The sequence below is a fragment of the Streptomyces sp. NPDC059355 genome (assembly GCF_042752335.1).
Classification (GTDB): domain Bacteria; phylum Actinomycetota; class Actinomycetes; order Streptomycetales; family Streptomycetaceae; genus Streptomyces.
On record NZ_JBHYXN010000022.1, the window covers coordinates 1 to 18,495 of the forward strand.

Annotated in this window: 18 protein-coding genes and 1 pseudogene; 6 read left to right on the forward strand and 13 right to left on the reverse strand. The window is 70.3% G+C overall.

Annotation, left to right across the window (positions count from 1 at the left end; translation table 11 throughout):
* Window positions 1–1,813 precede the first annotated feature (1,813 nt).
* The 4 genes from ACFXGI_RS21345 to ACFXGI_RS21360 form a co-directional block, all read right to left on the reverse strand.
* A complete protein-coding gene (locus ACFXGI_RS21345; RefSeq protein WP_384708825.1) occupies window positions 1,814–2,542 on the reverse strand; it encodes a class I SAM-dependent methyltransferase in 729 nt (242 codons plus the stop codon).
* 50 nt (window positions 2,543–2,592) lie between these two features.
* Window positions 2,593–3,009 (reverse strand): glycine-rich domain-containing protein, encoded by a 417-nt coding sequence (locus ACFXGI_RS21350; RefSeq protein ID WP_384708830.1) that lies wholly within the window; start codon window positions 3,007–3,009, stop codon window positions 2,593–2,595.
* A gap of 348 nt (window positions 3,010–3,357) precedes the next feature.
* Window positions 3,358–3,687, reverse strand: a complete 330-nt coding sequence (locus tag ACFXGI_RS21355) for a DUF6415 family natural product biosynthesis protein (RefSeq protein WP_384708833.1) — start codon at window positions 3,685–3,687, stop codon at window positions 3,358–3,360.
* Between the two features lie 84 nt (window positions 3,688–3,771).
* Entirely contained in the window at window positions 3,772–4,947 is a 1,176-nt protein-coding gene (locus ACFXGI_RS21360) for a helix-turn-helix domain-containing protein (protein WP_384708836.1), read from the reverse strand.
* Window positions 4,948–5,062: 115 nt separating this feature from the next.
* Between ACFXGI_RS21360 and ACFXGI_RS21365 the strand changes: the two genes are divergently transcribed.
* On the forward strand, window positions 5,063–5,596 hold the full coding sequence (locus ACFXGI_RS21365; protein WP_384708838.1) for a flavoprotein: 534 nt from the start codon (window positions 5,063–5,065) through the stop codon (window positions 5,594–5,596).
* Window positions 5,597–5,671: 75 nt separating this feature from the next.
* On the opposite strand, the pseudogene ACFXGI_RS21370 reads toward ACFXGI_RS21365, so the two are convergent.
* The 6 genes and pseudogenes from ACFXGI_RS21370 to ACFXGI_RS21395 form a co-directional block, all read right to left on the reverse strand.
* Window positions 5,672–5,870, reverse strand: a pseudogene (locus tag ACFXGI_RS21370) (HNH endonuclease); the annotation flags it as partial.
* A 12-nt stretch (window positions 5,871–5,882) separates the two neighbouring features.
* Entirely contained in the window at window positions 5,883–7,154 is a 1,272-nt protein-coding gene (locus ACFXGI_RS21375) for an MFS transporter (RefSeq protein ID WP_384708841.1), read from the reverse strand.
* Between the two features lie 39 nt (window positions 7,155–7,193).
* Window positions 7,194–8,090 (reverse strand): class I SAM-dependent methyltransferase, encoded by an 897-nt coding sequence (locus tag ACFXGI_RS21380; RefSeq protein ID WP_384708843.1) that lies wholly within the window; start codon window positions 8,088–8,090, stop codon window positions 7,194–7,196.
* 54 nt (window positions 8,091–8,144) lie between these two features.
* A complete protein-coding gene (locus tag ACFXGI_RS21385) occupies window positions 8,145–9,086 on the reverse strand; it encodes a hypothetical protein (protein WP_384708846.1) in 942 nt (313 codons plus the stop codon).
* On the reverse strand, window positions 9,076–10,095 hold the full coding sequence (locus ACFXGI_RS21390; protein WP_384708849.1) for an aKG-HExxH-type peptide beta-hydroxylase: 1,020 nt from the start codon (window positions 10,093–10,095) through the stop codon (window positions 9,076–9,078). The genes ACFXGI_RS21385 and ACFXGI_RS21390 overlap by 11 nt, the downstream gene beginning before the upstream one ends.
* A gap of 46 nt (window positions 10,096–10,141) precedes the next feature.
* The gene (locus tag ACFXGI_RS21395; protein ID WP_384708852.1) at window positions 10,142–11,161 is read right to left on the reverse strand and encodes an aKG-HExxH-type peptide beta-hydroxylase; all 1,020 of its coding nucleotides are present in this window, start codon (window positions 11,159–11,161) and stop codon (window positions 10,142–10,144) included.
* A gap of 1,478 nt (window positions 11,162–12,639) precedes the next feature.
* On the opposite strand from ACFXGI_RS21395, the gene ACFXGI_RS21400 reads away from it, so the two are divergent.
* The 3 genes from ACFXGI_RS21400 to ACFXGI_RS21410 all read left to right on the forward strand — a co-directional run bounded on the left by ACFXGI_RS21400 (window position 12,640) and on the right by ACFXGI_RS21410 (window position 14,588).
* Entirely contained in the window at window positions 12,640–13,047 is a 408-nt protein-coding gene (locus ACFXGI_RS21400) for a YciI family protein (RefSeq protein ID WP_384708855.1), read from the forward strand.
* 8 nt (window positions 13,048–13,055) lie between these two features.
* Window positions 13,056–14,201, forward strand: coding sequence for an RNA polymerase sigma factor (locus tag ACFXGI_RS21405; protein ID WP_384709120.1), 1,146 nt, complete (start codon window positions 13,056–13,058; stop codon window positions 14,199–14,201).
* 120 nt (window positions 14,202–14,321) lie between these two features.
* Window positions 14,322–14,588, forward strand: a complete 267-nt coding sequence (locus ACFXGI_RS21410) for a hypothetical protein (protein ID WP_384708858.1) — start codon at window positions 14,322–14,324, stop codon at window positions 14,586–14,588.
* 19 nt (window positions 14,589–14,607) lie between these two features.
* On the opposite strand, the gene ACFXGI_RS21415 is transcribed toward ACFXGI_RS21410, so the two are convergent.
* Entirely contained in the window at window positions 14,608–15,240 is a 633-nt protein-coding gene (locus ACFXGI_RS21415) for a class I SAM-dependent methyltransferase (RefSeq protein WP_384708861.1), read from the reverse strand.
* A 100-nt stretch (window positions 15,241–15,340) separates the two neighbouring features.
* Between ACFXGI_RS21415 and ACFXGI_RS21420 the strand changes: the two genes are divergently transcribed.
* A complete protein-coding gene (locus ACFXGI_RS21420; protein ID WP_384708864.1) occupies window positions 15,341–16,120 on the forward strand; it encodes an alpha/beta fold hydrolase in 780 nt (259 codons plus the stop codon).
* A gap of 46 nt (window positions 16,121–16,166) precedes the next feature.
* Here the strand turns inward: ACFXGI_RS21420 and ACFXGI_RS21425 are convergent, their stop codons facing one another.
* Both ACFXGI_RS21425 and ACFXGI_RS21430 read right to left on the reverse strand, forming a co-directional pair.
* A complete protein-coding gene (locus ACFXGI_RS21425; protein ID WP_384708867.1) occupies window positions 16,167–16,379 on the reverse strand; it encodes a hypothetical protein in 213 nt (70 codons plus the stop codon).
* An 82-nt stretch (window positions 16,380–16,461) separates the two neighbouring features.
* On the reverse strand, window positions 16,462–16,941 hold the full coding sequence (locus ACFXGI_RS21430; protein WP_384708870.1) for a MarR family winged helix-turn-helix transcriptional regulator: 480 nt from the start codon (window positions 16,939–16,941) through the stop codon (window positions 16,462–16,464).
* Window positions 16,942–17,145: 204 nt separating this feature from the next.
* Here ACFXGI_RS21430 and ACFXGI_RS21435 point away from each other — a divergent pair, with 204 nt between their 5' ends.
* Window positions 17,146–18,495, forward strand: coding sequence for an MFS transporter (locus tag ACFXGI_RS21435; RefSeq protein WP_384709123.1), 1,350 nt, complete (start codon window positions 17,146–17,148; stop codon window positions 18,493–18,495).

Sequence of the window (18,495 nt, forward strand, 5' to 3'; positions counted from 1 at the left end):
CGGTCGCCGCGGCGTCCCTGCTCGCCGCGTGCGCGACGGTCCCGCTCATCCGCAAGCCGCGACCGGCCGCCGCCAAGGCGTCCGACGCCGCAGAGACCGCGAAGGCCGGCGCCGCCTGAGGAGCGAGTCCCGTCCGTCGCTGGACGGACGGGACTCGCACTCGCCCGCCAAAGGGCCGCGCTCCCAGGAGCACGGCACCCGCGAACCCGGATCAGCTCGCACGCGGAGCGGCCATGCCCCTGCCGTGCCAAGAAGTGAGAGCGGTGAGACACCCTCAAACCATGCAGAGAACACCTGTCGCAGCGTGACCTTGAGCGGCGCGTACCCGTCCACGATCTCCCTTGCCCGTTCCACGACGAGGGACGAGGGGCCACCGGATCCGTTCACGAGCCGTACCGGTACATGTACCCCTCCGCGCGACCGCCGGCCCCCGGGATACGGATAGACCTCTCCCCTCGGCTATCGCGAGGGGAGAGGTGTCGTTCTCCGAAGGGGGCTTGCCAACGGCCCCTGACCTGGGAAAACGGAAGATCACCAAATTCAGTGGGTCCCACCTCCGGTCACACCGGCGGTCCCCCGCCTAGTGCACCCCTGCAGACAACCCTCCAGCCCCCTTCCGGTACAACCCTCTACCACCGCACGCTTACCCCTCCCGAGCTCACCCCAGCCCACCTCCCTGCCCCCCCTCCAGAGATATATGTCCGCGAACTCACCGGTCTGGAAATGTGGCCTGACCTGCATGAACGCAGAGCGAAAGCAGGATGCAGTTCCCCCCGTGTTTCCCCTATGGATTCCCCCCTTGATTCCCCTCCAGGTTCCCCCGATGGTTCCTCCCCTGTGTGCCCAGCTCCAGCCCGCGAGGCCAGGTCCCGGAGCCGTCCCGCGCGTCCGGGGCCGGGCAAGCGGGATCACCATCAGCCGCGGACGCGGCCTCGGCGGCGCATCCACCGCCCGCCCGGTCCGACAACCCCACCAACTCCCGGCGCTGACCTGCGACGGAGAGATGTAGTGGTGACTACAGAACCCCTCACTCACCGGTGGGTGACAGGCTTGTCCACTCACCCACCGGTACGCGGAGCGCCCGCGCGTGGGGTCCGTCTGAAACGGAAGTGGTCAGTGCTTCAGGGGAAGGGTTCCCACTCCTCGGCGCCGGCGCCGCGCCACTCCACGAAGTCGGGCTCGGTCAGGTCCACGTACTCGGCACTCTCCAGCCCGGCGGCAGCGCGGAAAACCCGGATGTCGGCCGGACGGTGCTCGACCCCGATGGCGACACCGTCGTAGCGGACCCGGCGTCAGCCCTCCTCGTCGGGCGGATAGACCATCAGCTTGGCAGACATATGCCCAGCCTCTTCCTCGGTCTCCCCACCGGCACCTGGCCGCGCGCGAACGAGTAACGCCCCGCCACGTGAAGCGGATCGCGGCCTCTCACGGACAGCCGCACCGGTGGCTTCGGCGGCCGGGTACGTTCGGAAGTACGGGATGCGGCCCTGGCCACCGAGGCCGCGACGGGGTAGCACCCCGACATCTCGAGAGTTTCCGGCCGAGCGCTGCCCGCAGATTGCACTCCCTCGAGCGGGTGGAGCGGGGGCCGCCGGCGAACCGCCCCGCTCCCACCGCCGTCGCTGGCGAACTTCTGGCCAGCCTGGACCGCCCGGACTACGAAGAGGTGGCTGCAGGGCTGGAACGATGCCGCACGCAGACTGCGGCCATCAACGCGAATATGGTCCAGCACATCCGCCAGTGGCCTGACCATCTACGCCAGGGCCTTGATCAGCACCGTGTCGCCGTACCGGCCCCGAGGCGCCGGGACCGTTTATGCCGAGACTCGACCGAATCCGGCAGCGTCCAGTGCCTCCGCCCACCGATGTGCCTCTCCTTCCCATCGCAGCACGAGACGCTGTACCCCTCGCCCTCCCCGCGTTGTTGGCGAGGCGCTCGGCCGAAGATGCGCGAGCACTAGCACTCCGCCGGAGCAAAGGCGTTGTCGCGCGGCCGGCAGGAGCCGGGCCGGGTCGGTGAACCAGTGTGCTCCGAACACCGAGAACATGGCGCTGTACTGAGCGGTGTGCGTGTCCAACCACGCGACGGCATCCGCGCGGTGCACGTCGATCGTGCTTCCCCAGGCCGCCCTGGCCAACCCCACCTGCACGGCGGACACGTCAATGCCAACCGCCGGCCGCGCGCCGATCGCGGCGCACCGGGCGAGTCGGTCACCGCGGCCGCAGCCGAGTTCCAGGACTGCGGATCCTGCATCCAGCTCCAGCAACTCCAGGCCCGGCCCGTGTCCAGGGTGGGGGGTCCAGGAGAACGCGGGCGACGGCGGCGCCGCGGTGCGGCGGGCGTACTCGTCCCAGTCGGACACATCTGCTCCAGAGGGTGAGATGGACCCCGGCCCTCCAGAGGGCCGGGGCTCTTGACTCAGGAGCGAGACGGAGGCCGCACGATGAACCCGCGGGCCGGAGCAGGCTCCGGGTCCCGAGACATCGGCTGCTGTGCCTCGCGCCAGCGCTCTACGAGCTCTGCGTACCGAGGGTCTGTCCATTCCTGCTCAGGCATGGCTCTGTCCTTCCGTCCGGCGCCGCGTAGCGCCCGTCAGGCAGACTGGGGTTTCACGTCCGGCTCAGACAGGCACTGCGGGGTGGGCATGGGCTGGATCGGCCCGCAGGCGGGTGAGTGCCACGTCTGCGCCGCGACGGTGATCGTGTTTCCCACCGGCCCGGCCCACAGCTCCAGATCGGGCGCGTACCCGGTCGCGCGCATGGTGTCCAGAGTGAACTCGATGATGTCCGATCGGAAACCCGAGGGATCGTTCGGCGGCTCCGGGTAGTGGTCGACGAACCCACCGAGCCGCGTGCACAGCTCGCGGTACAGCCGGGTGTGGAGGACGGCCGAGTGCCACCCCTCATCGACGACCGGAGACGGAGCCAGCGGAGTCCCTGGGTTGGCGGCGCAGGTGGCGATGAAAGCCACCCCCTCAACGACGATTCGCTCGGCCAAAGGCTGCGGCATTCCCGGGTTGTTACTCCTGGTGGTGGCCACCAGTCCCGAGAACGCGCTGTCGGTCAGGAGCTCTCGGGCGCCCAGCGGGCGGATCGCAGTGAGCGTCGCTCCGGCAGCGACCGGGTTCCTGGAGCTGCAGGGCGGCGCCGGCGGGGTGGGCTCGGTGCCGCATGCGGGAGACGGAGACGTCATGGGTTTGCTCCTCGGTGAGATTCCGATGGTGCGATCGACCCGACCCGGGCAGCCGCCGGGGGGATGTGGCAGACGCCGGCGGCGGGGGTCAGAGGGTGCCGACGACGATCGCAGCGAAGATGACGAGCACGGCTGCGACATAGGCGATCTGGCGACCGTGCTCGGTCACAGGACACCCATCCCACGGTGCAGCTCCAGCGCCCGCGCCAGCTTCTGGAGCACGCGGGCCAGGCCTCTGGCGTGGTTCCAGTTCGCGTGCGGTCCGGACCCCCGAGGGCCCGCGGCGGAGCAGTACTCCCACTCGGTGAGGCCGTCGGCCGCACTGGGGGTCCGCTCTGCGGCCGGGATGCTGGCGACCTCGTGGTGCAGGTGCCAGCCACAGGTGATGAGGTCGTCGACGAGCCCGGCCACATCCTCTGGAGTAGGACGGGAGGCGTACGGAGCGAGCGCCCGAGCCGTCAAGGCGGCCAGCCGCACGTGTGTCTGCTGCTCCATGGCGCTGTTCCCTACCGTCGTCAGCGGGTGGTGACCCCAGCCTGACGCTCCTGCAGCGCGCGAACACTCACAGATTTGTGAGTGCTACAGCCCGACCCAGCGAGCCATCCCCCCGAGACTGTCGGGCGCCCGCCGGGACATGTGCACCAACCCGCGGATCGTGGCCCGGGTTCCCGGAAGATGCCGGGTCTGCTCGGGCGCGACCTGCCGCGCCTGCGCCAAGAACTTCAGCGACGTCTTCGCGGAGCCCGCTTCCATCTCGACGAGTGCCCGGTCCACGAGGTATCGGGCACGTCGTGAGGTCAGCGTCGATGCCGGCAGTTTCAGGGTGCGAGCCTGGCCGAGCGCGTCGTCGAAGTCCCGCATCGCGATCGAGGCGCCGAGCTCGTGCAGCTGTACGTTCACCCGCCCGAACGACAGCCAGTGCACGTCCCCGGCCTCGCCCCCAACTCGGTCCGCCAACTCGCGGGCGGCTGCCAGGTGGGTCTCGACTGCGGTCGCATCCTCGTTCTTCGCGGCCACGGTAGCCATGCCCAGGTGAAGTTGACCAGTCACGGCGAGAGCCTCGCGGCTCGTGTCGCCGGTGAGCAGGTTCTGACCCGACAGGATCAGTGGCTTGGACGTGGCGCAGCGCCACAGGGTCGCCCGCTTGTAGCGCTGCACCGCCTCGATGCATGGGTCGGAGGCGCGGGCCGCAGCCCATCCCATCCGGTCCAGGGCGACGCGGGCCAGGTCTGGGTGATCGAGCTTGAGCGCCACGTCGTGAGCGGTCCGGTAGGCCGAGGCAAGAGCCCGCCACACCGGCGTTGACGGCTCCGTCCACGCGGTATGTGTCAGCCCCAGGATGAGCGCTGGCAGCCCCTTGGTAGCCGAGCGCAGGTGGGTGGCCCGAACCTGCTGGCATAAGGCATCTGCTGCAGCGGTCAGTTCCGGCACCGGCCGTGAGGTGGGCAGATCCGGGATCGGGCCGAGGTCGTACCGGTCGAGGGCTTCCCGGATAGGGGCGACCAGCGCGACCAGTCGATCAGGTGGCAGCGACGTCACGGCAGAGGGTCCTGTCAGCTGGGACGTGTCCACCCTGAGCGCCTGCGCCACGGCCGCTACGAAGCCGGGTGTCGCGGGGCGCGCCCCGCATTCGACTTGGCTCAAGAGGCTGAGGCTGTACGGGATCCTGTCGGCGAGCTCGCGCTGCGTCAGGCGAGCCAGGCGCCGCTGCTCCTGGATCCGGGATCCGGTGTGATCATCGTCTGGTGCGGGCATACCGGCTCTCCGTCCACGACTCGTCGTCATGGACGATCCCCGCGCATAGTGCGCTCGGTCTGCCGTCGCCCCCGACTCCTCGAGAATGGGAGGCGATTGCATAGGCTCGGGAGCCATGACGACGAGGACTCTGTACCTGCTCTGTTCGGCCGCCCCGCCCGTCTTCGAGATCGCTGGTGTGATCGAGGAGGCCCAGGGCCGCGGCTGGGACGTGTGTCTTGGCCTCACGCCGGCGGCCGCCGACTGGCTGGAAGACAGCCTCGACGGGCTGGCAGCCCTGACCGGGCACCCCGTCCGATACCGGTACAAGCGCCCTGGCCACCCGGACGTGTGGCCGCCTGCGGACGCAGTGCTCGTAGCCCCGGCAACGATGAACACGCTGAACTCCTGGGCTTTGGGGATCACTGGCACATGGCTGGTGGGGTTCGTCGCAGAGGCGATCGGCAAGGGCATCCCCCTGACGGCGATGCCGTGTGTCAACAGCGCGTACGCCCAGCACCCGCAGTTCCCGCTGTCACTCGCGACGCTGCGCGAAGCCGGGGTTCGAGTGCTGTTCGGTCCAGGTGGATTCGAGCCGAACGCCCCAGGCGAGAAGCGACCGTACCCGTGGGCTGTGGCGCTGGACGCTGTGGGTGCGGACCGTCAGTAGCCAGGCCTCAGACAGCACGAAAGCGCCCCCTCCGGGCCCATAAGGGGGGTGCTGCGGCTCGTCGCCGGGCGTGTACGGAGCCGGGGTGAACTCGACGTCGGTCCCGCCGCAGCCAGCCGCGATGTCCATCAGCCGCGAGGCCCCAGCGCAGCTTCGTCGCGGTCCGCTCCGCGCCGTACCGGCACAACGCATCGGGCGCCGGCGGCAGCCACTGCGCCGGGTCCTGGTCCGCCTTCGATCGGTTCGAGCAGGCGGTCACCGCGACCAGCGGCGCCGTCGCGACACGTCACTCTCCCGAGGAAGAGGGCGCTCTCCGTGCTGAGCTACTCCCCAACATGGCGACCCCTGATGGGTGCTTCGACGCGGTGGCCGTGCGGCGACCGGGCGGGAAGAGCGCCGGAACCGTGAGCAGGCAAGCAGCGGATACCCATGCCCATTCCACGCCGTACCCCATGAGAACGCCTCCGAGCGCAGGTCCCGCGATGAGGCCGGTCTTGCTGGCGAAGACGTGGAGCGCGAGGATGCGGGGTCGATTGGTCTCGGACACGGCTTCGGGCAGCTGCGGCACGAGGCAGGCCGTGTGGAGGCACTCGGTGAGGGAGAAGAGGAACACGGCACCCCAGGCGATGATCAGAGCGGCCGTACGGCTGCCAAGCTGGAGGCCCACCACCAGGAGGAGCCAGGCCGCCGAAGCCCCGAAGAAGAGGATTCGCACGGCCGTCGGGCGGTTCAACCTCCCGGCGATGCGAGAGACGGGCAACTGCAGACAAATGATGATCACCGTATTGGCCGCAAGGAGTACCGCGACCTGCCGCAGGGACAGCAGCTTCGCCTGGCTCGCGAGGAGCGGCAGCAGGAGAAGGAACCCGATGCCGAACGTGAAGTAGATGCCGTCGGCGATGAGGAGCCGGCGGGCGTGAGGCTGACGCAGCACTTCCCGGTAGGAGCCCGTGGCATCCTCGCGCGTGCCGAAGGCGGCAGGGCTGTGGCGCGGCAGCACCACGTACACGACTGCGGCGAAGAGGGCGAACGTAGCGGCGTTGACAAGGAAGACGGGGCGCATGGTGTCGGCGAGGTTGCCGGTGACCATGTAGCCCCCAGCGAGGAAGCCGAGTCCCTGGCCCAGGTTGAGGACGACCTGCAGATGGGACCAGACCCGGTCCTCTCGCCCGCCGGCGAGGGTGAGAGAACCCAGGACCGCGGCTTGCGCGGCCGAGGCGATTCCCTGGACCGACCCCAGAAAGAAGAGCAGGACGGCGGCGGCGGGAAGGCTGCCCGCAAGCGTGAGGAGAAGGGCCGCCAAGGCCGACAGGGAGAGCGCGCCGGCCAGCACCTTACGAGGAGGGACCCGCGTGAGCAGGCGACCGGCGTACAAGGTCGCGATGAGTTGCCCGGCCCCCGTCGCGCCGAAGAGGATGCCGGCCACCCGCGTGGATCCGTGCGGAAGCACGGCCAGCCAGCTGATGACGTAGGGCGTCATCAGCCCGTTGCCGAAGGCGTTGACCGCTACGCCTGTGAGTGTCGCGCGGTACGTGCGCCGGGGAACTGGTGTGGGCACCGGCGCTCCTGGGCATGCGGCGGATCAGCGCTCGACCCGTCAGGGCGTGCGGGTGGCGGTGAGTCCGATCAGGGCGAAGGGGCGGGTGATGCGGTTTTGGCACTCGGTCAGAACGTAGTCGCGCACGGCCTGCCTCAGTGCGCTGCGCGCGCGGTCGTCCATGCGCCGGAAGGCCCCGTAGGACTCCAGCGCCGCAACGAAACCGTCCGCGCCGTACTCGCGGTTCTGGACCTCACCCGCCACGGTCACGGGCCCGAACATGTCCTCGACCGGGACAGAGTCGGCTTCCAGGGGCTTGCCGAACTCCACGTACTCGAGGGCACGGCCGATCGAGTCCGGGTGGGCTTCCAGACCCTCGAAGAGCTCGTCGGCCGTCCGGGTGCCGAAGCGCGGTCCCTTGTGGTGGGGGGCGTGCCGGGTGAACAGGCTTCGGATGTCGGCGCAGCGCCGTTCCCACTCGTCGTCGCCGATGAGTTCGGAGTAGGTGACGAAGACCAGCTTCCCAGCGGGCTTGAGCAGCTTCCGGGCCAAGGAATAGGACCGGGTGGGATCGGTCCAGTGGAATGCGGACGCCGAGAAGACGCAGTCGTAGGTACCGGTGTGCCAATCCTCGAAATACGACTCGTGGACGTCGACGTTCGGGTGGCCGGCCATCCTGTCCTGGGCCTGGCGGCACAGGTTGCTGCCGGGCTCGATCGCGGTCACGCGGCTGAACAGGTCCAGCAGAAGGCCGGTGGCCTGGCCCGTTCCGGCTCCTACCTCGAGCACGTGCGCGTCCGGCGCCACCGGGGCGATGAGCGAGTGCAGGAACTCCGTCGGGTAGGAGGGGCGTCCGACGGAATAGACGTGGGAAAGCGTCTCGAACTGGTCTCCGCGTTCGCGTCGATCGAGACCCAGTTCGATGGGTGGCGCGGGAGGGAATTGCGTGTCGGCCATGCTCGACTCCTGGGAAGTTCGGATCGTGGGTGCGGAAGCCTAGTGGTCCGGATATCAGGTGAACGGATCCGGAGGTACGGCTCGACCCTGTCTCCGGCGGGCCTTGAGGGTGTTGGCGCCTTCGGGGGCGACAGCCCTGACGAGGGACACGCCTTCCCATTCGACGAGCTGATAGAGCGTGATCTCGTCGCCGAGCGGCTCGCTGCCGGCGCTGGGCCGACCACCACCCACCAGTCGGGCGGCCAGGTGGCGCGCACGGGGCACGTGCAGCTCGCCCCGCAGGGACTCGTACCGGCCCCGCGAGAGCGAGGTGTGGTAGCGAGGGGTTCTGCCTTCCCACACGCCGTCGTACACCATGACCGCCTCACTCAGTGCGTGCTCGACGGCCTGTTCCCGACTTTCCCGCACCGCGGAGCCGATGACGAAGATCTCGCTGTCCGGGTCGTGCCAGGCCGCGAGCGAGAAGAACCCGAGCCGGCAGCCGAACGTGTACGTCCGCATGCGGCCCCTGGTCACACAGGAGTGGTCGGTGATCTCGCTGGGGAGCGGTTCGGTGCCGTACCAGATGGTCGCGAGCAGGGTCCGCTCCAGGAGCTCTCGTTCGGCGGAGAGCCGTGCGGCCGGGGTGGTGGCGTGCACCGCAAGACCGGTGGCGTCCAGACCCGGACGATAGGTGCTGTGCCAGGGGCGCGGCACGATGTCCTCGAACGGTCGGCTGCCGGTGGTGGCGCCGCTCCGGGTCGTGCCGTGGACTCGTCGTCCGAGGCTGCCCGAGATCTCGGCGACCATCAGCAGACGCTCGTACGTTTCCCACAGCGCGGAGTCACGACTGCGTTCGGGGCTGCGCGAGCACCCGAACCCGAGCGCGGCGTGCCGCTGCCCGCCGATGGAGAATCCCAGTCCGCTGGAGACGCTGAGGAACTCCGGGGCACAGGCCGGGGCGTGTTCGTGCCGCCTGACCGGTAGCCTGCGGAGGTCCTCAGCGCTACGCAGCAACGATCTCCTTGCAGGAGGCGGCCACGCTGTGGCCGGCGGGGGTGAGGTCGGCGTGCTCCATGACGGTGCTGTAGCCCATGCCGAACCTTTTCAGGGCCACGTCGCGGGCCGCCCGCGCGCCCGGCGCGCCCGTGGCGTCCGCGTACCGGGCCAGGACGCGGTGGATCCGGCTCAGGACGAACATGGCGTGGTAGATCCCGTACAGGGGGCGGCGGTCATTGCGGATCGGAGCCTGGTAGCGGGCGGCGAAGCCGTTCGTCAGCAAGGGGTCGATCCCCATGATGGCGTGCAGCAGGATGTGTGAGGACTCGTGGACCAGGTGCTCGAGGAAGAAGAGCGTCGGGTCGGCCGCCTCCTCGGCGTCGGGGTGGCGCAGGTACATCTGCCCCCAGTAACGGAGGCTGGAGATGCCGGTCGTGGTGGAACCGGTGAGCGTGGACCGATCGAACAGACGTACGGCGGCGACCAGGTCGGCGAACTCCGCGTGCATGGCCGGATCGAGCTCGCGCAGTATCTCGAGGCTCTCCCCGATCCGCCGGCGCCCCTCGATCAGCCGGGCGTCGGAGACCGCGGCGATCTCGACCACCTCCCCGCCCCGGGACCGGGGGCCGTCCTTGCCCAGCAGGAAACTCGACACCTCGGCGTCAGCCAGGTCCCAGGAGACGGTGTCGACGGTCAAGTCGGGTCGGTGAAAACCTCCCGCGTCCCCCATCTGGGAGATCCGACCCAGGGCCGTGAGGACGCCGCCCGGGTCCTGCGCGCGAAGAGCCCGTCCCAACATCCAGTGCAGCGTGAACAGCTGCGGGTTGAGTCTGCTCTCGGTGCTGATGTGGCGCAGGGTCCGGGCGGCCGCCTCGGATGTCCGCGGCAGCAACGTCGATGCCACGGTGGTGTACTGCCGGAGGTCACGGACCAGCGTCGCGTTGATGCGGGACCGCAGCGCCGGCGTTCGATTCGCCTGGGGTCGCGCGTGGAAGGAGAGGTCCGCGGTGGGTTCGACGATGGTCACGTGAGAACTCCGGTGGTGGGTTTCGTCGTGCTGGGGCGAGGTCGCCTCAGAGCTCGGCTTCGACCAGTTCGCGGCACGAGGCGAGGACCATGCGGCCCGCGTCGGTCAGGTCGGCGTGCTCGATGATCGTCTCGTAGCCCTTGCGGAAGCGCTGCACGGACTCGTCCCGCAGGGCCCGGGTGACGGGGCGCGGGTCGGCGGCGGTGTGGCGGGCGAGGACGCGCGAGATGCGGCTCAGTACGAACGTCGCGTGGAAGACGCCGTAGAGGGGGCGGGCGTCCCTGCGGATCGGGGCCGAGTGGCGGGCTTCGAAGGGGTTCTTCAACAGCGGGTCCGCGCTCATGAGGGCGTGCAGCATCAAGTGGCCCGACTCGTGGACCAGGTGGTCCAGGAAGTAGTTGACCGGCTCTGCCGACTCCGCCCCCGGGTCGGGGACGCGCAGGTAGTTCAGACCCCAGCAACGCGAGCTGGTGGCTCCTCGGATCACGCTGCCGTGGACGAGGCGCAGCCGGGAGACCAGTTCGTAGAACTCCTCGTGGAGCTCCGGGTCCAGCTCCCGCAGCGCGTCCAGCGCCTGTGAGACCCACACCTTGCCGGTGCCGAGCTCCGCCGGAGTGACCGGAGCGATCTCGACGAGCCCTCCGCGTTCCGAACGGGGGCCGTCCTTGCCGGTGAAGAAGCTCGCCGCCTCCGCATCGATGACGTCCCAGTCCATCGTCTCGACCCGGAACCCGTCGCCGTACAGCTCGCCGTCGGTCGCTACACGTGCCAGGCGGCCGAGGGCGGCGGACACGGCGCCGGGCTGCTGCGTACGGAGTGCCTCGTTGAGCTGCCAGTGGAGCGTGAAGAGCAGGGGGTTGAGCTTGCGGGTGACGTCGAGGCCCTCGAGGGCGGCCGCAGCGGCCGCGGCGCTGTTGGGCAGCCGCCTCGCAGCCGAGTCCACGTAGACGCGGAGGTCTTTCGCGAGAACACCGTTGATGCTCCGCCGGAGGCGAGCGGCCCGCGCGCGGTCGGGGTGGGCCCCGAAGAGGATCTCGGTGTCGGCAAGGGGGGCTGTGGCGGTCATGCTTCTCCTGGCGTGATGGCGGCCGGCGTACCGGGTGGCGCGACGGGAGTCGCGCCACCCTGTGGTGCCGCGGTGGGGTTGTCAGTCACCCTGCATGAGCTGCGAGGACTCGGACAGGTAGCTGTCCGGGATCTCGTCGAACGCGATCTCCGCCTGCTCGGCGGTCTCGGTCTGAAGCTCCTTGTTCTCCATGTGGCATTCACCTCCTCGTGGGTCAGGAGACCTTCAACGAAGGAACTCCTGAAATGTGCTCGCCGCGGACTCGACGTCCGCTCGGCTCGTATGCATGCCAGATTCCTCCAGACGGCTCGGGAGGCGACGGAGCCCTGCTGGAGACGAACTCAAGTGCACTCCGGGGCTCGCGTTCGTGCGGGGGAGGTGGGGCGGGAACGCGTCAAAGCGTCAGCCCCGGCGCCCCCGCACGGGGCGTCGCCCCGCCACACGAACCGGGCCACGACGGCTTCGGCGCCGCACGGCGGTTCAGCCGGCTCGTAGTCGCACCGGCCACCCGGCCCGGCCGCCCCGAGCTCAGCCACGAGCAACGCTCCGCCCGCGGGGTCCTGCGGGCTCCAGCCGGTCACGTCGAGCAGCAGGCCGGGCGACGGCCGTGTTGATGCGGGTGTACGCCCACCGTGCGCGGCCGCGGGTGCTGCACCTGAAGCATTGGCCGAGCGCGATCGAGAACCTGACGAAAGGACTCGCCGGCTTCGATGCCACTTACCGGAGAGACCGAGCATGGTACGCAGCATGCCTGGCCCATGCGTACGCGGGCGCTGGAGAGGCCGAGGCGGCACTGACGACAGCCAAGAGCATTCTGGTGGATGCGTCTGAAATGGCCGCGCGAAGTGATCCGGACGCGACGCCGGATTCGAGGATGGCGTTCGTCTTCCACCACACGCACAGCCGCGCGAGCGGCTGGATCTTCCTCTTGGGCTGGCGGGTCTTCCTCGCCACCATCTGGTTGAGCTTCGTGCGGGCGCGCTCCGGGACCACGGGCAGAGACTTCGGGTCGTCGTTGCCGTCGACGGCGGTGACGCACTCGCATCGCTCAGATGCGCAGACGCCGTCGCTGCCCAAGCCGTCGCCCTCGGCAACAGCCGGCCCTCCCATGGGTGAGCGGCCTCGTACAACATACGCAGATGTTCCAGCACCTCGGTCTCGGCCCCGGCTCCGGCGGCGGAATTCTCATCGATGGGCTCGACGAACTTCCATTGCGGGATCCGTCGGCCACAGGCCCCCGCTCCCCCGTTACGTCCCGCTTCGCCGTCCCCACACGTCGGACCTGCGGTGATGCCACAGCCCGCCGGCACGACGTGACGCGGCTTTGTCGAGGAGCATCGTGTGGGGGTGCGCCGCCATCGCGATCACGTACGCGAGTCAGAAAGAGGATGGGCGGGGATGTCGAGAACGTGTGGGCGGCTCCGTCCTTGGAGTGAAGGCGGCCAGAATGGGTCGCATCAGTACCGAGGAGAGACACCATGGCCAAGTACCTGCTGCTCAAGCACTACCGTGGCGCCCCGGCACCGGTCAACGACGTGCCCATGGACCGGTGGACGCCCGAGGAGATCTCGGCTCACATCCAGTACATGCACGACTTCGCGGCCCGGCTCGAGGGGACCGGCGAGTTCGTCGACGGGCAGGCGCTCGCCCCCGAGGGGACGTTCGTGCGGTACGACGGTGAGGGGCGCCCGCCGGTCACCGACGGGCCGTTCGCCGAGACCAAGGACCTGATCGCCGGGTGGATGGTGATCGACGTCGACAGCTACGAGCGCGCCGTCGAGCTGGCCGGGGAGCTGTCGGCCGCCCCCGGGGCGGGCGGGAAGCCGATCCACGAGTGGCTCGAGCTGCGCCCGTTCCTGGCTGCGCCGCCCACCATCACGGAGTGACCCCGTCCATGGACGAGGCACTGCTCCGGAGCCTCACACCAGGCGTCCTCGCGATCCTCGTCCGCCGCGGAGCAGACTTCGCGGCGGCCGAGGACGCCGTGCAGGACGCCCTGGTCGAGGCGGTCCGTGTCTGGCCGGCCGACCCGCCGCGGGATGCGAAGGGCTGGCTGGTCACCGTGGCCTGGCGGCGGTTCCTCGACGCGACCCGGGCGGACGCCTCACGGCGCAGGCGTGAGGACCGCGTCGAGGAGGAACCGGCGCCCGGGCCCTCACCCGCGGTGGACGACACGCTCCAGCTCTACTTCCTGTGCGCCCACCCCTCACTGACGCCGTCGTCGGCGGTCGCGCTCACCCTGCGCGCCGTCGGCGGTCTCACCACCCGCCAGATCGCCCAGGCGTACCTGGTGCCCGAGGCGACCATGGCGCAGAGGATCAGCCGGGCGAAGCGGACCCTCTCCGGCGTGCGCTTCGATCAGCCCGGCGACGTCGCCACCGTGTTGCGCGTCCTCTACCTGGTCTTCAACGAGGGCTACTCCGGCGACGTGGACCTCGCCGCCGAGGCGATCCGGCTGACCCGGCAGCTCGCCGGCGCGATCGACCACCCTGAAGTGGCGGGGCTGCTCGCCCTCATGCTGCTCCACCATGCCCGGCGCGCCACCCGGACCGCCTCCGACGGCAGCCTCGTACCGCTCGCCGAGCAGGACCGCGGCCGGTGGGACACGGCGTCGATCGCCGAGGGCGTCCGCGTGCTGCAGGCGGCCCTCGCCCGCGACCGGTTGGGCGAGTTCCAGGCCCAGGCCGCCATCGCGGCGCTCCACGCCGACGCGCGCACCGCCGGGGAGACCGACTGGGTGCAGATCGTGGAGTGGTACGACGAGCTCGCGCGTCTGACGGAGAGCCCGGTCGTACGCCTCAACCGCGCGGTCGCCATCGGCGAGGCGGACGGACCGCGCGCCGGCCTGGCGGCGCTCGCGGCGCTGGACGACTCTCTGCCCCGCCACACCGCGGTGGCCGCGTACCTCCACGAGCGCGACGGCGACCTGACGACCGCGGCCCGGCTGTACGCCGAGGCGGCCCACAAGGCACCCAACCTCGCCGAGCGGGACCACCTGACGCGTCAGGCCGCCCGGCTCAACGCCCGTCTGCGTTCGTGACGCCCCCGTGCCGTCAGAGACTCTCGTCGGGCGCCGGGGGGCTTTTCGCGACGAAAGTCGTGCGCACGGTCATCGTTCGTAGGACGAAGGCCGCGTCCACGGGCTTCTAATGTTGTGCGCATGACCAGTGACACGGAGGACGATGCCGGCGGACGCCGATGGCCGCGGGCTGCGATGGGGATCGTGGCGGGACTGCTCGCCGCGGCGGGCGTGTGCGCGGTCTTCTGGTGGCTGGGGCTGAACCTGGGCTTCGGCGCGGCCTGGCTGTCCGGGAAGGCCGCGGTCAAGGCGGGCTTCTTCGTCGCCGCCGGAGGCCTCGCCGGTGTGAGCATGTGGTGGCAGGGGCGTCGTGCGTCGCGGTCCACGCCGCCCGAGGGGACGGACTGAGGCGCCCTCCGGTAATGCCTCACGGGCGGCGGGCCAGCAAGTGGGCGTCCAGGAAACCCCGTTCGGAGTCCGGGTCGTGGATCAGCCGGGCGAAGGGGGCGAGGCCGGCTTCGGCCAGCAGCTCGGCGAAGCGGTCCACCGGCCAGCTGTAGGCGGGCGTCACCTTGTGGTCGAAGCGGACCGGCTCCGTTCGTCCGTCGGTCGCGAAGAACGAGACCAGGAGCAGGCCTCCTGGTGCCAGGACGCGTACTTGTTCGGCGAGCAGCGCGGGCAGTTCCCCCGGCGGGGTGTGGATCATCGAGTAGTGGGCCAGGACGCCGCCGAGCGCGCGGTCCTCGACCGGCAGGGCCTCCATCCGGGCCTCGTCGAACCGGATCGCCGGATGGGCCCGCCGGGCGTGGTGGACCATGGCCGGGGAGATGTCGAGCCCGAAGGCGTCCAGTTCGAGGTCGTGCAGCATGGCCGTCAGATGTCCGGGGCCGCATCCGACGTCGGCCGTCCGCGGGTTTCCCGTACCGCGCACCAGCTCGGCGAAAGTGCCGATCATGGCCCGCGCGAACGGCCGCGTCTCCAGCCGGTCGGCGAACAACGACGCGTAGAGGTCGACGACTTCGTCGTAGGCCGCTCGGGTTTCGTCCTGGTGTTCCGCCACGGGGAGGAAGCTAACATCCGGGGGCGCGGCCTCGGCCATGATCGGCCGGACGGGCGCTGGTCTCGTCCGACCACCGATCTCGACTGCAGGGGAGCAGACTGTGCGTACCGCCACGGTGACGGCCGACGGCGACCGGATCCGCTGGGTGGAGCTGCCGGGCCGGGAGCCGTCCCGCGTCTACGTACACGGCCTGGGTGCGACGTCGCCCGCCCACTTCACCGAGGTCGCGGTACACCCGCTGCCGGCCGGCCGCCGTTCGCTGCTGATCGACCTGCTCGGGCACGGCATGAGCGACCGGCCGACGGACTTCGCCTACACGCTGGAATCGCACGCCGACGCCCTTGCGACCGCTCTTGATTCCGCGGGCGTCGCCGGAGCCGAGGTGATCGGGCACAGCATGGGCGGCTCCGTGGCCATCGTCCTGGCCGCCCGCCACCCCCGCCTGGTCTCCCGCCTGGTCCTGGTCGACGCCAACCTCGACCCGATCCCGCCGGCGCCCGGCTCCGGCGGCAGCAGCGGCATCGCCGCGTACTCCGAGGAGGAGTTCCTGGCCGGCGGCTGGGCGGAGGTCCGCGACCGGGTCGGCGCCCACTGGTGGTCCACCATGCGGCTCGCCGGCCGGGAAGCCCTCCACCGCAGCGCCGCGCACCTCATCCGCGGGACCGTTCCCACCCTGCGCGAACTGCTGGCGGACCTGAAGATTCCGCGCGCCTACCTCCTGCCCGAGGCCGGCGGCCCGCTCCCCGGCGGCGACGAACTCGCCCGGGCCGGGGTGTCCGTCGTCCCGATCCCGGACTGTGGCCACAACATCATGCCGGACAACCCGCAAGCCTTCGCGAGCGCCACCGCGGCGGCGCTCGCGGAACACGCCCGGCCGTAAGGGCCCATCCGTAAGGGCCCGGTCGGGATCGGCCTGCGAAGTCGGGTCAGGGCCGGTAGCCGGTTCCGTACGTGATCGAGTGGTGCACGGCGTTCGAGTTGTACGAACTCCGGTCGCTGCTCGCCTGCGACGTGCGGGCCAGCTCTATCAGCAGGCCTTCCGCATTCTCCGTACGACGCTTGCCGCGGCGCAGCAGGGTCCTCACCATCCATGCCGCCGCCACACCCATCAAGCCCAGGAACACACCCAGCTCGACCACGCCACATCCCCCTTGCGAACGCCGACTTCGGACCTGGCCATGTCATCACCACAGCGTCCGTGTCGGCAAGGTCGTTTCGGGGTCATTGGCGGGCGCGGCGGGTGGGGCGGGGGGTTTCCGCCGGGGTTTCCAGGGGGCCCTCGGCCAGCACGGTCAGGACGCGCAGCAGGGTTTCGCGGTCGGCGGGGGTGAGGGAGGCCAGGGCCTCGGCGTGGACCTCGTCGACGATCCGCCGGCTGGTGGCGGCGAGCGCTGCTCCCTTTTCGGTGACCGCGATGATGCGTGCCCGCCGGTCCTTGGCGGAGGGCCGCCGCTCGGCCAGGCCCGCCTTCTCCAGGGCGTCGACCGTGACGACCATCGTCGTCTTGTCCATGTCGCCGATCTCGGCCAGTTGGATCTGGGTCCGCTCCTCCTCCAGCGCGTGAACGAGGACGCAGTGCATCCGGGCGGTGAGGCCGATCTCGCCCAGGGCCGCTGCCATACGGGTGCGCAGGGCGTGGCTGGTGTGGTCCAGGAGGAAGGAGAGATCGGGCTGGGTTCGGGCGGGCGCCATCGCGGTCATACGACGAGTCTAGCAATTCGATCCGTTGAATATCGTCTGCAACGAAACTATCTGCTACGGTTCCGATGTTCCTTTGGGGCTGTGCCGATGGGAGAGACACCTATGAATCCTGTTGCTGTTGCTGCGGAAGTTCCCGCACCTGTCGGGCCCGGGGGCCGGGGGGTGCGGTCGCGGTGGACCGCGCTCGGTGTGCTCGCCACCGGAATGCTGATGACGGTCCTCGACGGCAGCATCGTCACCGTGGCGATGCCCGCCATGCAGAACGACCTCGGCTTCACTCCCGCCGGGCTGAGCTGGGTCGTCAACGCGTACCTGATCGCCTTCGGCAGTCTGCTGCTGCTCGCCGGACGTCTCGGCGACCTGATCGACCGCAAGCGGATGTTCCTGGCCGGGACCGCGGTGTTCACTGCCGCGTCGGTACTCGCCGGGTTCGCCGACTCCCCCGCTCAGCTCATAGCCGCCCGGTTCCTCCAGGGCGCCGGAAGCGCGATGGCCTCCGCGGTCGGCCTCGGCATCCTGATCACCCTGTTCACCGAGGCCCGCGAGCGTGCCAAGGCCATCGCCGTCTTCTCGTTCACCGGCGCGGCCGGCGCCTCGCTGGGCCAGGTGTTCGGCGGGATCCTCACCGACGGCCTCGACTGGCACTGGATCTTCTTCATCAACCTGCCCATCGGGCTCGCCGCCGTGCTGCTCGCCGTGCCCGCGCTCCCCGCCGACCGGGGGCTGGGGGTGCGCGCCGGTGCCGACGTACTCGGGGCGCTGCTGGTCACCGCGGGGCTGATGCTCGGCATCTACTCGGTGGTCGGCGTGGAGGAACACGGGTGGGCATCCCCGCACACCCTCGGTCTCGGGGGCGTCGCCGTGGCCCTGCTGGTCCTGTTCGTCCGGCGCCAGGGCCGTGGGGGCAACCCGCTGATCCCGATGCGGATCCTGCGCTCGCGGACCGTGGTCGGGGCCAATCTGGTCCAGATGCTGATGGTGGCCGCGTTGTTCTCGTTCCAGGTCCTGGTGGCGCTCTACCTGCAGAAGGTACTGGGGTACGGGGCCGCCGCGACGGGTCTGGCGATGCTTCCGGCGGCCGTGGTGATCGGAGTGGTCGCTCTGGGCGCGTCGGCCCGGCTGATGGCCCGGTTCGGCGAACGGCGCGTGCTGGTGACCGGTCTGGCCCTGCTCGTCCTCGCGCTCGCCCTGCTGACGCGGCTGCCGGTCCATGCCCGGTACGCCACCGACCTGCTGCCGGTGATGCTGCTCGCCGCGGGGTTCGGGCTGGCCACGCCGGCGCTCACCGCTCTGGCGATGTCCGGGGCCGGGAAGGAGGACGCGGGGCTCGCCTCGGGGCTGTTCAACACCACCCAGCAGATCGGGATGGCGCTCGGCGTGGCCGTCCTCTCCACCCTGGCCGCCTCCCGCACCCGAGGCCTGGCCGCTGCCGGCAGTGGCCCGGCCGAAGCCCTCACCGGCGGCTACCACGTGGCCTTCGCGACGGGTACGGGGCTGCTGCTCGGCGCGATCGCCCTGAGCGGGCTCCTGCTGCGCAGGCCGCGCAGCGCGTGA